The following is a 14,348-nucleotide window of genomic DNA, read 5'->3' as shown; positions in this document are numbered from 1 at the left end:
CTCAGCTTTTTTCAAGGATGTATTTTTATTAAATATTTTACAAGATTCATTAATTCAAGAATTCTTTTATTTGCTGGGCGATTTCCTCTGGCTTTTCATCATGGATATAGTGGGAGCCTTCTAATGTCACAAGTTTGGCTTGGGCATTCTGCGCGGCAAACTCTTCCTCTAACTTGGGAGCTTCTCCGCCTTTCTGGACAGCCGCAAAGATAAGAGTCGGAATCTGAGGCACGGGTTCTTTGTTAATCGTTTCAACATTTTTCTTCCGATTCTTGACTTCGTTCATGACCGCCTGGGTGACTGACCGCTGGTGGAACAAGGCTTTAAAGACAGCTTTTTCCTGATCATTGAGAGCCCCAGACTTTATGGCTGGGCTGCTATTTTCATCAAAGAAAATCGGTAGGCGGGCTAAGCCTAACATTCTCCCCAGCTGGATAGTCTGATAAGAACCATAAAATTTCTGCTGGTCGGCCACCTCTGTATGAGGCATGGTCATATCCAGCCCGATAATAGTTTCTACTTCTTCTGGGTAATGATTGGCCCAGTGAATCATTTCTAAACCAGCAATCGAATGCGGAACCAAAACATAGGGACCGGATATCTTAGCAGCTTTGAGGGCCTTACGTGTCTGCTCCACTTGTCTATCCAATGAGCGGTCATCGTTTCCATCATCGCTGTAACCATAGCCTAGACGTTCTACCACGACGATGCGATAATCATCCTCCAGCTTGGAATAAAGAGCCTTGAAATCCAGAACCGGAGCATTGGTGCCTAGACCTGCTAGAAAAACCAAGGTCTTCTTGCCCTTGCCGGCAGTGTAGACATTAAGCTTCTTACCCTCTACCTCGACTAGCTGGCCAATCGGCTTCTCAATGAGTTTGCTTTCCTGAGCTATTTGAAAGCGGTGATAGAGAAAGATAGCCAATAAGGCCAGAGCTAAGAGTCCTACCAGCCAAGTGATTGTTTTAAGGATAAATATAAAGATTCTTTTCAACATAGGGATTCCTTTCTGTTCATCGTATTTTAGACTCGCATACTTTTATTTATAATCTTTACTCCAAGCGGTCATATCGTGATTTACACTAAAAGCGAATAGAAGTTTAATCAGGTAAAGTGATAAAAGAGCTGTCATACTGATTGGCAATTTACTGTAACTAATAAGAAGAATGCAACCCAACCCCGCCATAGAAGCACCAGTTAATGCTTGCTCCCTGCAATCTTTCAGTAGTTCGCTAACAAACAGAGCGCCTATCATCGCACCAAGCCAGACCATAGTACAGGTTAGTAAAGATTGATTAAAAAGTAGAGCTAGAAGTAAGGGCTGAATATGAATCAGGAGGAAAATACATCGTCGTTTTACAGACTCCCGATAATAATGATTAGTCCCTTGAGATAAATTAGCGATCACTCCTCCGCTGATATCTACAGATAAGAGGCAAAAAGTGATGATTTGCCATAATGGCCAATTCTGATCTGGCAAGGAAAGACGCCAGAGTAATCCAGTTACCAGAAAAGAGAAGGTCATCGTGATAACTATGGTCATCAGACTTGTTTTCCGTCCAAATAGTTCCTGTAAAAACTTAGGTGTGCAAATATCTCTCAATATTTTTTTCCTCCCTGCCCCATGATAAATTCTATCTGTTCCAATCCTTTTTCCATTAAAAGTGATGATGGCATATCCGTATAAAGATATCGGATTACCAAAAGCCCTAAACTGTTATAAAGTATTTCCAGCAGGAGGTCGATTGGGTAGTTTTCTGGCAGTAGATGGGCCTTGCTTTCCAAGTAAGTCTTAATTGATTGAAGATATTGGCTGTCAAGATACAGCAAATTGCTCAAATATTGACTTGAATCAGTATCAGAGGTGAGGATTTGAAAAATGCTCTGCCAGTCGGACTTTTCAACTTCAGTTATAGTGCCAACATCAGATATAATCTGCTTTTTAATACTTGCCACAAGCTCTGTATAAGTCTCAGCATTTTCATCAAATTTTGTAGTCAACTTAAACTGCTTCTGGATAACTATTTCAATAAAAATTTGCCCCTTGCTTTTAAAATAATTATATAGAGTTCCAGTAGCTATATCACAGACTTCTGCAATCTCTCGCATAGAAACTGCTCCAAAGCCCTTAGAGCGAAACAACTCCCCTGCCACTTCTAAAATAGCTTGACGATTTTTTTCTTTTTTACTTACTTTCATTTTTAAATCCCTTTTTAATATGAATGTGTTCATTTTATGAACTTGTTCATATTATAGTAAATAAAAGATAAAAAATCAAGAAAAAACTAAATACAATTTAGTGGTCAAAAAATAGAAAGCCAGAGAGACTGGTCAGGTGTGTCTATATTATTGTTTCTGTCGCGACAGAGTTGGAAATAGCAGCTAACAAACATTAGATATGTCTGATTGAGTCGCAAGGCCAAACTTAAAATAGCAGAATAAAACTAGGTCACTTTTTGATTTTCGGTGAGTATTAGTCGCTCAGTTATGCCTTCGACTTCTCATAGAATTTTTAAAGAAGATTATGAAATAGGGAAGGGAATTCAGATTTTTTCTCTTGCAATATATTTTTCATAATAACGATTGCTATCAAAAGGATAAGGGGTCTCTTTTGATTTGAACAGTTGCTCAGGGATAAGAACGACACTACTTACAAGAACTGTTCCACTGATAATAGCTAAAATGATTATTGACAAGCTGGGGAGATTTGTAGGATACTGGTTCAGAACATAGTAGAGAGCATGAAGCGTAAAGACAACCGCTGTCGCAAAACCTGGGTTATAAATGGTTCTTTTTCCTACTGTACGAAAACGTCGGTACATACTGAACCCAAAAATCAGGTGGCCAATCATTTCAAAAAAGCAAAAGATAAGATTCCAGATGACAATGATCTGATTGACACCGTAGAAGAGACAGACAATACCAATTAATTCAGCTAACATGATAGTCAGCATATCAGAAAATTGATTCATAGGATAGCGATCGGGCTGTTGAGAGCGCCGAAGCATGTTGTAGTTATAATGAAAACCGCCAGGAAATCTCCATTCCTCTAGACAGTGTAAAGGGAGCATGACATAGATTATAGCGACAAATCTGCTTCCAGCATCTAGTGTAGTCCAATGTGTGATAAGATATAAGAGAATACCGATTCCCATAACAAAAAGAATGGGAATCCAGATTTTTAACCAAACAGAAATCAGTTTGGACATAACAATACCTCATTTGTATAAGATAAGTCTAGTATAGACAAAATCTGCCATGAATGATACCAACAATTTTGCCCAAAGTGTCCGAAAGGAAAGTCATGAGTTTGTTATTTGCATTAGAAGAAACCAGAGAATTTTTTATGGAAGCTTTTCTCAAGGCTTTACGCGAAAAGCCTTTAAATAAAATATCAGTAAAAGAACTTTGTCAAAGGACGGGTTATAATAGGTCGACATTTTACTACTATTTTGAGGATGTTTATGATCTCAGGAAGCAAGTGGAAACCAATTTGATTCACTCTATCATTTCTGAAATCAGTCTGCAACCAAATCTGACAGACGAGAAATTTATAAAATCGTTGATTACTGTTCATAAAGTCTATGGTGAAATAATCGTATTTCTAAACAGAGATTCTTCCTTTTATGAATCTTACAAACAAGCCTTGCAACCTCATTTGCTGGCATTTTTAAAAGTTGAAAAACTAAATACAGAATTAGACTTGATTTTTGATTTTGTAATGGGAGGGATTTTCGCGCTGCTAGAAAAATATGCCAGACAGGATATTCCCTTAACAGTTGAGGAACTAACCCTCTTTATTCAAGAACAAATTAACAAATTATCAGTTTGGCATTCATACTCAAATAATGAAAATTCACACTAGGCAGGAATAACTTGAGTATGAATCAAAAAACGTATGACATGTTACTATTTGATAGCTAAGCATATGTTTTCTCTTTCTCGCCTATCTATTCTGTCAACCTGACACTGCTTCTCTACATCTTTCCCTCGTACCTCTAAGCAGCTAATATGGAGGACATCATATTTTTCCAAAAAGCCAAAGCCCACCTTCCCAAAGGAAGGCAGGCAACTTATATCACAGCACCCACCACTGGTAAAGAGACCAGTAAAGGATATTAGCGACCACTGCCAAAGCAGATAGACTGGTCATGAACGTCAGGAAGAGACGGCCCTTGCTGAGCTTTTTCCTGGATTTTCTGAACAGCGGCAGCAGAGCAGTAGCGGTTAGCAGGAGCCCCAAGGCAGCAAAGAGCATGTAGCGCCAATGAGCTAGAGAATCAAGGTCATCTGACATCAAAGGTATCATAATCATTAGTAGGTTTAGGGGAACAGCCAGAATACCAAGAGAAGTCAGTAGATTCCAGACCTTCCAAGTGCGGTCTGTGCGCTCAACCGTTTTTCGGGAAATCAAGCGATAAGCTCCTAATAAAAGGCTGATAATGAGCGTTCCAAAACTATAGACAATTCCAAGGATGCCTAATCCTAAGATGATATAGTCCTTATAGAAGTCAAAAGCAGAGATTTTCTCATAGTCCACCACAGCGACGGGGATTGTAATCTTTCCCTTGCTCTTATAGATGGTCCAAAAATTGGTACTCAAGATTCGGTTTTGAGCAGGATTGTCAATCTTTTCTATTGAGGGCATCATGAGTCTTAGAAAGGACAAGGGACCATGGAGATAGGTGCGCGGAGAACGGTAGTAGCCTGGTTTAAACTGCTTTTGAGTCTCTTCGTCAGCTGTTTTGCGTCTTCCGAAAACCAGTTCGGGCATTTGGTAGTTGTAATTCTCTTCCATGCTTTGATTGGTCATGACTATGTAGCCGATGCCACTTTCCAAGTCTAGCATGAGACGAGAGCTGAAACCATCAGTATTGCCGCCGTGGCCAATGATGCTGACTCCGTATTCGTTGATCCAAAAACCGTGGGCATTACGGGCTATGTTTGTACCTGGATAAGTCGAAGTGGGATTGTAGAGGGTATTCCAAGTTTCTGGACGTTCAAAGAGAGCCTTGCGCCCCAGCAGAGCCTGAGCAAATTTCTGTAAATCCTCCAAGGTACCGGCTGCTTGGCCAATTGAGTAGAGACCATATTCATAAAAAGCTGTCCCTAGTGAATTTCCCTTTGTATCATAGGCCTTAGACTCTTGGCGTTTTTTCTGAACATAGGGATTATCAGATAAGTCCGGTAGGAGAGCTGTCTTGTCCATGCCAAGCGGCTGGAAGATATGCTCGTGGGTATAGTCAGCAAAGGTCTGGCCGGAAATCCGTTCGACAATCAGAGAAGCGAGCCCAGCACCATAGTTAGAATAAGAGGTTACTGTTCCAGGTTCAAAGGATTGGACAGGCTGGAGCATGCGTAGATTTTCCTCTATATTTTTGTCACCTTTTGTGTAAGACAGAGATTCATCAAATCCCGTCTGATGATTCATGAGATCCAGCATCGTGATAGCTTTGTCAAAGTGCAGATTTTTAAGAAAATTCTCTGGCAGGTAGGTCTTGATATCTTCCTCTAGGTCAATCTTTCCTTGTTCCCAGAGTTGCATGACAGCTATCCAGACGGTCAGCTTGGTCACAGAGCCCCAATCAAAGACGCTGCTGTTGTCAGCTTTAATGCCTTTTTCTTTATCCATATAACCGAAGTTGCCTTGGTAAATGGTGCTATCCTTGTCAAATACTGCTGTTTCCATAGCGGCAGTCGTCTTTTCATGCTCCTTGGCATAGTCTTGGATTTTCTGGCCAACTTGGTTGCGGTCAATGCCAGATGGGAGTTTCTGCTCTTCAGCCAGTGCGGTAATTGTTCGAAAGAGTCCTAAAGTCAGAAAAGTTAAAAGGATTAGGGAAAATGTTTTTTTCATAGCTGGCTCCTTTCATATTAGAATACCCACCACTGATAGAGGGACCAATAGAGGATATTAGCGGTCACTGCTAAGGCAGATAGACTAGTCATGGCCGTCAGGAAGAGGCGGCCTTTGCTGAGCTTTTCTCTGGACTTTCTGAAGAGAGGTAACAGAGCGGCTGCGGTTAGCAGGAGTCCCAAAGCAGCAAAGAGCATGTAGCGCCACTGAGCGATTTCGCTGAAATCTCCTGAAGTTGCTGACATGAATAGCAGAAAGAGATTGATTGGGACAGCCAAAATACCAACAGCTGTTAGGAGGTTCCAGACCTTCCAAGTGCGGTCTGGCTGGTCTTGTTTCTTGCGAAAGATAAGCCGATAGACTCCTAGAAGCGGGCTGATGATGAGCAGGCCGAGGGCGTAGATGATACCAAGTCCGGCAAAGCCTAGAACAACATAGTCTTTAAAGAAATCAAAGTCAGAGACTTTCTCATAGTCTGCGACAGCCACTGCGATACGGGTCTTGCCTTGGCTCTGATAAATGGTCCAGAAGTTGTTTGGCAATCGCTGATCGTCAGATGGTTCCTGTAAGTAGTCTGCGGAGGCTGGAATCATTTTAAAGATAGCCAGAGGCCCTTGATTAAAGTTACGCAGAGTGCGATAATAGCCTGGACTGAACTGCTCTTTGGTTTCCTTGCTGGCCGTTTTGCGCGGTCCAAAGACGAGCTCTGGCATTTGGAAATTATAATTTTGCTCTGTACCTTGATTGGTCATGACGACATAGCCGATACCGTGTTCCAAGTCCAAGATTATCCGTGAAGTAGCGCCAGCTGTATTTCCGCCGTGGCCTAACACAGTAGTACCGTATTCGTTGGCCCAAAAGCCATGAGCATTGCGGATGATATCCGTGTCAGGATAGGTGGAACTGGCAGTATAGAGGGTGTTCCAGGTCTCTGGGCGCTCAAAGAGCGTCTTGCGAGCCAGCAGGGCTTGGGCGAACTTCTCCAAGTCTTTCAAGGTGCCAGTAGCCGCTCCGATAGGATAGATGCTAGTGATGAAATGGTCCTTGCTCAGTAAGTTTCCTTTAGTGTCGTAACCTTTGGTTTCTTGATGCTTTTTCTGAACGTAGGAATTGTCTGATAGATCCGGCAAAATAGCCGTTTTATCCATGCCCAGTGGTTGGAAAATATGCTCATGGGCATAGTCGGCAAAAGTCTGACCAGAGATCCGCTCGACAATCAGAGCAGCCAAGCCAGCACCGTAATTTGAATAAGCTGTGACTGTACCGGGTTCAAAAGACTGAATAGGTTGTTGTTCTTTAAGGATTTCTTCGATACTTTTATCTTCTTGTAGGTACATGGTTACCTCATCGAATCCTGCCTGATGACTCATCAGATCCAACATGGTGATAGGTTTGTCATAGCGGAGATTCTTAAGAAAGCCCTCTGGCAGATAGGTGCGGATGTCTTCTTCTAGGTTAATCTTACCTTGCTCCCAGAGCTGCATGACAGAGACCCAGATGGTTAATTTGGTTACGGAGCCCCATTCAAAAACGCTATCATCATCAGCCTTAATGCCTTTTTCCTTATCCATGTATCCAAAGTTGCCTTGATAAATGGTACCATTCTTGTCAAAGATAGCAGTTTCCATGCCAGCTGTTGTTTTTTCATGTTCCTTGACATAGTCTTGGATTTTCTGGCTGATCAGGTCACGTTCGATACCAGATGGCAGCTTTTGAGACTCCTCAGCCGATGCAGTAATTGGCCGGAAGAGTCCTAGAGTTATAATCGTTAGAAGCGTTAGAATAAATGTTTTTTTCATAGCATTTCCTTTCTGTTCAACTTAAGTATTCACATAAGCTGAGTTCAGATAGTCGGCGCAGTCTCCTTTTAATTTAGAATTAGGTTATTCTTATTTTTTTATCATGCGTTTTTCTCTTCCTTATCCGCCCGATACCAGAGATAAATACTGTAAAGGGTCAGAATACCCAAGCCGCCAAGGTAAATGAGGGAGTTAACCTGAGAGAAATCAAACTTATCAGCTAGGTTGATGCCGACAAACGTTGCTATCAGAATATCTAGTAGGGCATGGAAAATCATACAGGCAAGGACAGATTTCGTCTTCTTATGCAGTGCAGCAAACCAGATGGACTGGACTATACTTACAATGATAAAGACTAGAAAGGGATCCTGACTTCGATCATAAAAGCGGTCATAAAACCAGAGAGGAATATGCCAGCAAGCCCAAGCTAGTCCGGTTATCGAGGAGGCGATAAACATAGAGAACTTCTTTTCCAAAGCCGGCTGCAGAAAGCCTCGCCAGCCAGGCTCTTCCATGCCACCAGCCAAGGTCATAAGGTAGATAAAGGATCCAATAAATGAAAGCAGAGCTCCGTCTACTAGCTTGCCTCCGGAAGCTAATGCAAAAGTCACAGCCAGACCTCCACTGAAGAATAGGAGATAGAGCCAAGTCCCTTTCTTGCTTGAGAAGATAAAGGAACAGATGGCTTTGAAGCCTTTTATTTTCAGCACGATTAGGCTTGCTATCACCGGTCCGAACATACTGAAACTCGTTAGGAGGCCTTCCAGAGCCAGATAGAGTATAGGTGGATTTTCCGGCCAGAGATTTTTGAGAATGATAGCTAGCAACATAAATCCCCAAGTCCAGCCGAAGTTCCAGGCTAGGAACGGCCAGACTAGTTTTGGTTGTGGTTCTATTCTTGTTTTATTAGTCATAGGATTTTCTCCTTTAAATGGTTTGATTTTTGTACTCTGATAAGGTCATTGATTTTTTGCTTCGTTTAGCTGTACTCTGTATAAAAGACGGCATTTGCACTTCAGCTCTTGTTGAAAAATCCTTGACCTTAAGCTTGATAAAAGAATCAGTCAAATCAATTTTTTCATGCGAGTCTCCTTTTTCTTTAGCCCTCAAGGGCGAAAGTGATACTTCTAAAAATGATTTTGCAAAAAATTTTAAACATATTAAGCCTCCTTTTTATAGCACATACATTTCTTATTTCTTTCTATTTTAAAGTCCGATTCTCAAATATCCTTCAAGTAATTCTAAAATATTTCTAAAGTTTTTCGAATAGTCCATCTTTTATTGACTTAGCCTCTTATCCTTGCTACACTAGTGATAGGAAATTTCTGGAGGCGAGTGTTTATGGCTCATATTTTACTCATCGAAGACAATAGTGATATTCATGAAATTCTAAAAGAACTTTTTCAGAAGGAACACACGGTTTATTCTGCCTATTCGGGGACAGAGGGCATTTCGCTGTTTGAGCGGGAGGAGATTGATTTGGTCCTTTTGGATATCATGCTGCCGGGGAAGAATGGCGATGAAGTGTTGAGGGAAATTCGCAGCAGCAATGCTACGGTGCCAGTGGTTATGCTGACAGCCCTTGGTGAGAAAGCGCTGGTTAGCCAGTACCTGCTGAATGGTGCTAATGATTATATCGTCAAACCTTTCAATCTGGATGAGGTTTTTGCCCGTATCACCGTGCAGCTGCGCAGCCAGCAGACTTTGGCTGGCGAAGAAGAAGGCCAGTCCTTTAAAAATATTCGTCTGCTCAAGGCTACCTTTGAGGCGGCCTGCGGTGAGAAAAGCGTCCGTCTGAGCAAGAAAGAATATCATATCCTCCAGCTCTTGCTTCGTCATCCCAAGAAGATCTACACCAAGGAAGAGCTCTTTGAGCAGGTCTGGGAAGAGAGCTATCTGCCTGGGGATAATACCCTGAATACTCACCTCAGCAACCTACGTAAGAAACTGGCTCAGTTGGACCCAACAGAGGAATACATAGAGACTGTTTGGGGACTGGGTGTCCGGCTCAAGGAGGACTGATATGTTGGTGTTAGTCATTTTATTTGCCCTTATCAGTCTGTTTCTGGCTATTGGTTTCATACGCTATCATCTGGCGGTCAAGGATGTGGCACAGCAGATTCGTCGGAAGCGACAGACAGGGAGCCAGAATCGTCTGGCTCCTGCTGCTCATGCCCCCAGTATTTTGGAGTTGACAGAGGAAGCAGAGTTGCTCTTTCGGGAGCTAGATAAGACGACCTTTGTTGTCCAGCAGGAAAAGAAGACGCTGGATATGGCTATCAGTAATATTGCCCATGATATCCGCACCCCTCTGACCATTGCTAGCGGCTATACCCAGCAGCTGCTGAAGGATGATAGTCAGGAAAGTCAGCAGTTAATCAAAATTGCAGATAGTCTGGGAATGGTATCCAAACGGCTGGAAGCCTTGATGGAGTACCGCCGGCTGATGGAGGGGGCCATAAGGGCCAATGTCCAGCCGACAGATATATCTCAGCTGGTAACCCAGCAGCTTTTTACCTATTATGACGCCTTCCAGAAAGCCCAGATTGACTTGCAGGTAGAGTTAGCTGAAGGTCTAGAGTTAGAGACAGACCCAGAAATTCTTGAGCGTATTGTCCAAAATATGATAAGCAATGTCCTCAAGCACGGTCGTAAGGCCGCTAGCATTTCGCTGAAAAAAGACGGCGAGCACTGTATCTTTACCGTCAAAAATATCGTCCAGCAGCCTATCCAATATCTGGATAAGCTGACCAATCGCTTTTACTCAGAAAATCTATCCAGCAGCGAGGAGTCTTCAGGGCTGGGGCTCTACATCACCCAGCAGTTAGTCGAAATCCTAGGCGGAGACTTGACAATGAAAGCCGAGGACGACTGGTTTGAACTAGCTGTGACTTTGTAAAAAAGACTTGAAAAAGCAAAATAAGGAAGGCTCAGCTCTATCAGCTAGTCTCAAAATCCGCTCAAAAAACCTAAGCTAATTTTTGAATTGGCGGAGGTTTGTTTTTAGATTAAGTCGAAGAAAGGCATGATAAAGATGCCTTTTTGTTTTGTGATTTGAAAAGCAAGTCATATCAGCGAGGTCATTTTAACAGTCAAAGTGAAAAATCAGCCAACTGCTCTAAACCCTTGATATAACTGACTTGCAACTGACAGTTGACAATGATTCCAAGTTCAATCACTCAAAAAGCAACTAGATTTTTTCTTTATTCCAAGTCCAGTCGCTAGAAAGGCAACTGGTTTTTTTGTTAATCTGAAAGCAGAAGCCAAGTTTTTGATTTCGGAATGAACGAGTCGCTGTCTTTGAAGATTTGGATTAAAAACTTGAGTTTAATTATATTATAAGGAGGTATTCTCATGAATACAGAAACAACTATCAAACCACAACCAAAACTAATTTTGCCGTTTCTGGCTTGGAACTTCGGCTGGACATGGGGATTCTGGCTGCTGGACATCATCCTCAAAAAACTTTGGCCAGACAGTCCACCTACAGCCTATCTTGCTCTTGAAGCTATTCTAAATGGTATTGCTATGTTTGGGCCTATGCTGGCTAGCCTGATCGTACTGAAAAAGAAAGGCTTCAAGGCCATTTGCTCCTATCTCTTTTCAGGCAAGAAAGAGACCTGGCTCTACTTGCTAATCTATGGTGGCGGTCTGACCGCCTTCTATGCTCTAGCTTCTGGCGGCAAGCTGGTAGATGGCGCTTTAGTAAGATTTCCTTGGTTTTTTATCTATTGTATTGTCCTATCGGGCGGGATTGAAGAATTTGGCTGGCGCGGCTTCCTACAGCCAGCCTTAGAGAAAAAGTTTTCTTTCTTTGTCTCTACCTTGATGACCGGTATTATTTGGGCCATCTGGCATATCCCTCTCTGGTTTTACGATCGCTTTTATGATCGAAGCCAGGATCTGTTCTCAGTTTTTATCATTTTCAGTATCCTTCTATCTTTTTGGCTTGCAGCTCTGTATAAGAAGACCCAGTCTGTCCTTGCTTGTAACATCTTTCATGCACTCTCCAACACTCTCATCCCGACTTTTGTTGGAATAGCTCAAGCTAACAATTTGGATTTCTCTCAAGTTAATCCCTTCTTTTACTTTGGAGGTGTGATTCTCCTGACACTTTATAGTATCTATCTCTGGTATCGGACGGATAGGGAGGAAAAAGCTCTTCCATCTAAAGAAGAAGTCTAGCATTTTATGAAGAGGTGACAATCAGACTTTGCAGTCTCTCCGCCTTGTGCTATAATAAGTGTCAATGAAAGAAAGTATAAAAAATAAGAAAGAATAGGTAAAACAATCCATGAATCTATCAGACAGAATCCAGTACCTGCGGAAAGCGCGGGGCATTTCGCAGGAGGGGCTAGCCGACCAACTCGGTGTGTCCAGACAGGCAGTTTCCAAGTGGGAGAGCGAGCAGAGTATGCCTGATTTGGATAAGATCATTTCCATGAGTGACTATTTTGCGGTGACCACAGACTATCTGCTCAAGGGAATTGAGCCTGTAGTACAGAAAGAGGAAGAGCAGTCAATCAAGCACAGGAGAATAGCCAGCAATATTTGCTATCAGCTCTCTCTTGGCTTTATCGGTCTGGGCATCATCCTCTCCATTATCCTAGCTGATTTTCTCAAGATCAGTATCTTGCTAACGCCGGTGCTGATCGTTCAGGGAGTAGGGCTGCTGGTGTGGGGAACGGGCCGCAATCTATCCGAGGTAAGACCTTCTTTTCAGGTTAAGCTGGCCTTGATTTTATTCTTGCTCTTTGTTCCCCTTGGATTTCTATCTAATATTCTTTTTCCTATGGGCAAGATCTTTCCATATCCGACCAGTCTGGCAGCCAGTCTTACCTTTGTCACTTTCTACCTTATCCTAGGAGTCTGCATCAGTCTGTTCTTGAAAAAGCAAGATTGGAAGCAGTGAAAGAAAGCCGATAAAGAGGGCTAGACCAGAAAGGGTGAAATCCGCTCAAAAAAACTCAGCTAATTTAGTGATTAGCTGAGTTTTTATTTTACAAATCTCTCTTTTTCAGTGTAGCCAGTCCTGCTAAGCTAAAGACCGTGATCAGACTGAGAGCAAAGATAGCTGTTTTGATGATGACACTTGGTATTGAAGCGTCTCCGTAGACGAACTCCATCTTGATAGCCTTGAACCATTCATTATTGGCATCAACCATTTGACTAGGGAGGCCGAGTAAGATGTAGGTCATGATATAGGTGATAAAGACGACACTATAGTTTCGAGTCAAGTAGAGGACAAAGCTGGTAATGCAGTACCAAGCATAGGTACAGATGACCTGCATGACAAAGAGTATTGCGAATTGTCCCCAGAAATTAGCTGGCAGGGTTGCCATATTACCGCCGGTTCGGACAAATTCGATGACAATACCTAAAATGTAGAGCAGTATGAACTGCATAGGCAGTAAGCTACCGATAACCAGTGCTTTAGAGAAGTAATACTGGGTCCGAGTCTTGCCTGTAGTCAGGTTATTGTGATAAAGTTTGTCATTGAGATCAACACCGAGAAGCAAGCTAGTCATGACATTGCAGGCAATAAAGAGCATGCCGCTGTTGTAGGAGACGACATCTATGGCAAAAAAGATACCGTTGTCGGAACTGACAACTTTGGAAGTGAAAATGGCGAGGAGAATTCCAAAGATGCAGAAAGCCTGCACTCCCCAGAATCCTACGGAGCGGAAGAGACGGTAGTAATCCGCCTTGATACTATTAAACATGAGTGTTTCCTCCTTGTTGGTTGATTAAGTCTGTAAAGTATTTTTCTAAGTCTTTGTGGGCGTAGTAGATTTCCCCGATTGGGATGTCGGCTAGGACTAGTTCCTTGGCAATCTTGCGAATTTCTTGTACCTTACCAGAAATATGCAGCTCATCTTCCTTGTTGGTCGGTCTGAGCTGGTAGCCGAGCTTGTCTTGCACTAAATGGGCAGCTTGCTTGATATTATCCGTTTTGAGGATGATATAGTCGCCGCTTTCTCGGTTAAATTCTTCCTTAGACAGCTCCTTGATGAAATGCCCTTGATTGATAAAGCCAAAGCGAGTTGCTACTAGATAAAGCTCGGACAGGATATGGCTGGAAATGATGATGGTGATGCCTAGTTCTTGATTGAGGCGCTTGACCATTTCTCTAAATTCCTGAATCCCAACTGGATCTAAACCATTTATGGGCTCATCCAGAATGAGCAAGTCGGGACGCCCCAAAATGGCAATGGCAATGCCCAACCGCTGTTTCATCCCCAGAGAGAAATTACGGAATTTCTTCTTTCCAGTATCGGTCAGGCCGACATATTGCAGGGTTTCTTTGATGACTTTGTCAGCATTTGGAATGCCCCGATCGGTACAGTAGTAGCGCAGATTTTCATAGGCCGACATGTGGGCATGAGCTACAGGGGATTCGATGACAGATCCAGTATGGCTGAGGGCTCTGGTCCATTCTTGTTGGTTCTGAGAGCCCAGGACAGATACGGTCCCTCCGCTAGGATAGATGACTTGAGTGATGATTTTGATCAGAGTGGTCTTACCAGCACCGTTTTTTCCGATGAGACCGTAGATCTCTCCTTTCTTGATGGAAAGACTGACATCTTTCAGAGCATATTGATCACCGTATTTTTTAGTGAGTCCTTTCACTTCTAAAACATTTTGCATGATGTTTCTCCTTTAATTACTTTGTTTATACTTTTAGTATACAA

The 14,348-nt window shown here is 42.5% G+C and carries 14 protein-coding genes; 5 read left to right on the top strand and 9 right to left on the bottom strand.

The features are described 5' to 3' along the window. Positions 1 to 49: 49 nt before the first annotated feature. The 4 genes from D8877_RS02155 to D8877_RS02140 all read right to left on the bottom strand — a co-directional run bounded on the left by D8877_RS02155 (position 50) and on the right by D8877_RS02140 (position 3,209). Positions 50 to 997 (bottom strand): alpha/beta fold hydrolase, encoded by a 948-nt coding sequence (locus tag D8877_RS02155; protein ID WP_125352285.1) that lies wholly within the window; start codon positions 995 to 997, stop codon positions 50 to 52. A gap of 42 nt (positions 998 to 1,039) precedes the next feature. After that, positions 1,040 to 1,603 (bottom strand): hypothetical protein, encoded by a 564-nt coding sequence (locus D8877_RS02150; protein WP_125341094.1) that lies wholly within the window; start codon positions 1,601 to 1,603, stop codon positions 1,040 to 1,042. Further along, a complete protein-coding gene (locus D8877_RS02145) occupies positions 1,600 to 2,199 on the bottom strand; it encodes a TetR/AcrR family transcriptional regulator (RefSeq protein ID WP_125341093.1) in 600 nt (199 codons plus the stop codon). The genes D8877_RS02150 and D8877_RS02145 overlap by 4 nt, the downstream gene beginning before the upstream one ends. Before the next feature lie 344 nt (positions 2,200 to 2,543). Next, complete coding sequence (locus tag D8877_RS02140) at positions 2,544 to 3,209, bottom strand: HXXEE domain-containing protein (protein WP_125341092.1); 666 nt, start codon at positions 3,207 to 3,209, stop codon at positions 2,544 to 2,546. Positions 3,210 to 3,304: 95 nt separating this feature from the next. On the opposite strand from D8877_RS02140, the gene D8877_RS02135 reads away from it, so the two are divergent. Further along, complete coding sequence (locus D8877_RS02135) at positions 3,305 to 3,865, top strand: TetR/AcrR family transcriptional regulator (protein WP_208447622.1); 561 nt, start codon at positions 3,305 to 3,307, stop codon at positions 3,863 to 3,865. A gap of 213 nt (positions 3,866 to 4,078) precedes the next feature. Here the strand turns inward: D8877_RS02135 and D8877_RS02130 are convergent, their stop codons facing one another. From D8877_RS02130 to D8877_RS02120, 3 genes are all read right to left on the bottom strand, one after another. Next, entirely contained in the window at positions 4,079 to 5,857 is a 1,779-nt protein-coding gene (locus D8877_RS02130) for a serine hydrolase domain-containing protein (RefSeq protein ID WP_125341089.1), read from the bottom strand. 17 nt (positions 5,858 to 5,874) lie between these two features. After that, entirely contained in the window at positions 5,875 to 7,656 is a 1,782-nt protein-coding gene (locus D8877_RS02125; protein ID WP_125341088.1) for a serine hydrolase domain-containing protein, read from the bottom strand. Between the two features lie 101 nt (positions 7,657 to 7,757). Beyond that, positions 7,758 to 8,570, bottom strand: a complete 813-nt coding sequence (locus tag D8877_RS02120; protein WP_125341086.1) for a CPBP family intramembrane glutamic endopeptidase — start codon at positions 8,568 to 8,570, stop codon at positions 7,758 to 7,760. Positions 8,571 to 8,997: 427 nt separating this feature from the next. On the opposite strand from D8877_RS02120, the gene D8877_RS02110 reads away from it, so the two are divergent. The 4 genes from D8877_RS02110 to relB all read left to right on the top strand — a co-directional run bounded on the left by D8877_RS02110 (position 8,998) and on the right by relB (position 12,568). Further along, a complete protein-coding gene (locus D8877_RS02110) occupies positions 8,998 to 9,678 on the top strand; it encodes a response regulator transcription factor (RefSeq protein WP_004188707.1) in 681 nt (226 codons plus the stop codon). A 1-nt stretch (position 9,679) separates the two neighbouring features. Next, on the top strand, positions 9,680 to 10,555 hold the full coding sequence (locus tag D8877_RS02105; protein WP_125352281.1) for a sensor histidine kinase: 876 nt from the start codon (positions 9,680 to 9,682) through the stop codon (positions 10,553 to 10,555). Positions 10,556 to 11,010: 455 nt separating this feature from the next. Beyond that, positions 11,011 to 11,841 (top strand): CPBP family intramembrane glutamic endopeptidase, encoded by an 831-nt coding sequence (locus tag D8877_RS02100; protein ID WP_125336395.1) that lies wholly within the window; start codon positions 11,011 to 11,013, stop codon positions 11,839 to 11,841. 109 nt (positions 11,842 to 11,950) lie between these two features. Beyond that, positions 11,951 to 12,568 carry a type II toxin-antitoxin system RelB family anti-toxin gene (relB, locus tag D8877_RS02095; RefSeq protein WP_125352279.1) on the top strand — a complete coding sequence of 206 codons (618 nt, stop codon included), beginning with the start codon at positions 11,951 to 11,953 and terminating at the stop codon, positions 12,566 to 12,568. A gap of 88 nt (positions 12,569 to 12,656) precedes the next feature. Here relB and D8877_RS02090 read toward each other — a convergent pair whose 3' ends face one another. Next, positions 12,657 to 13,379: a lantibiotic ABC transporter permease gene (locus D8877_RS02090; protein WP_125352277.1), complete on the bottom strand. Its 723-nt coding sequence runs from the start codon at positions 13,377 to 13,379 to the stop codon at positions 12,657 to 12,659. Further along, on the bottom strand, positions 13,372 to 14,304 hold the full coding sequence (locus D8877_RS02085) for an ABC transporter ATP-binding protein (RefSeq protein WP_002910625.1): 933 nt from the start codon (positions 14,302 to 14,304) through the stop codon (positions 13,372 to 13,374). Before D8877_RS02085 ends, D8877_RS02090 begins: the two co-directional genes overlap by 8 nt. Between the last annotated feature and the right edge of the window lie 44 nt (positions 14,305 to 14,348).

Source organism: Streptococcus sanguinis, from assembly GCF_003943735.1.
In the GTDB taxonomy this organism is placed as follows: Bacteria; Bacillota; Bacilli; order Lactobacillales; family Streptococcaceae; genus Streptococcus; species Streptococcus sanguinis_E.
This window is presented reverse-complemented; position numbering and strand designations above follow the sequence as displayed.

Excerpts from the sequence above, each read along its gene's own strand:
- D8877_RS02155 (WP_125352285.1), bottom strand. The coding sequence starts at position 997 with ATGTTGAAAAGAATCTTTATATTTATCCTTAAAACAATCACTTGGCTG.
- D8877_RS02145 (WP_125341093.1), bottom strand. The coding sequence starts at position 2,199 with ATGAAAGTAAGTAAAAAAGAAAAAAATCGTCAAGCTATTTTAGAAGTG.
- D8877_RS02140 (WP_125341092.1), bottom strand. The coding sequence starts at position 3,209 with ATGTCCAAACTGATTTCTGTTTGGTTAAAAATCTGGATTCCCATTCTT.
- D8877_RS02135 (WP_208447622.1), top strand. The coding sequence starts at position 3,305 with ATGAGTTTGTTATTTGCATTAGAAGAAACCAGAGAATTTTTTATGGAA.
- D8877_RS02130 (WP_125341089.1), bottom strand. The coding sequence starts at position 5,857 with ATGAAAAAAACATTTTCCCTAATCCTTTTAACTTTTCTGACTTTAGGA.
- D8877_RS02125 (WP_125341088.1), bottom strand. The coding sequence starts at position 7,656 with ATGAAAAAAACATTTATTCTAACGCTTCTAACGATTATAACTCTAGGA.
- D8877_RS02120 (WP_125341086.1), bottom strand. The coding sequence starts at position 8,570 with ATGACTAATAAAACAAGAATAGAACCACAACCAAAACTAGTCTGGCCG.
- D8877_RS02110 (WP_004188707.1), top strand. The coding sequence starts at position 8,998 with ATGGCTCATATTTTACTCATCGAAGACAATAGTGATATTCATGAAATT.
- D8877_RS02105 (WP_125352281.1), top strand. The coding sequence starts at position 9,680 with ATGTTGGTGTTAGTCATTTTATTTGCCCTTATCAGTCTGTTTCTGGCT.
- D8877_RS02100 (WP_125336395.1), top strand. The coding sequence starts at position 11,011 with ATGAATACAGAAACAACTATCAAACCACAACCAAAACTAATTTTGCCG.
- relB (WP_125352279.1), top strand. The coding sequence starts at position 11,951 with ATGAATCTATCAGACAGAATCCAGTACCTGCGGAAAGCGCGGGGCATT.
- D8877_RS02090 (WP_125352277.1), bottom strand. The coding sequence starts at position 13,379 with ATGTTTAATAGTATCAAGGCGGATTACTACCGTCTCTTCCGCTCCGTA.
- D8877_RS02085 (WP_002910625.1), bottom strand. The coding sequence starts at position 14,304 with ATGCAAAATGTTTTAGAAGTGAAAGGACTCACTAAAAAATACGGTGAT.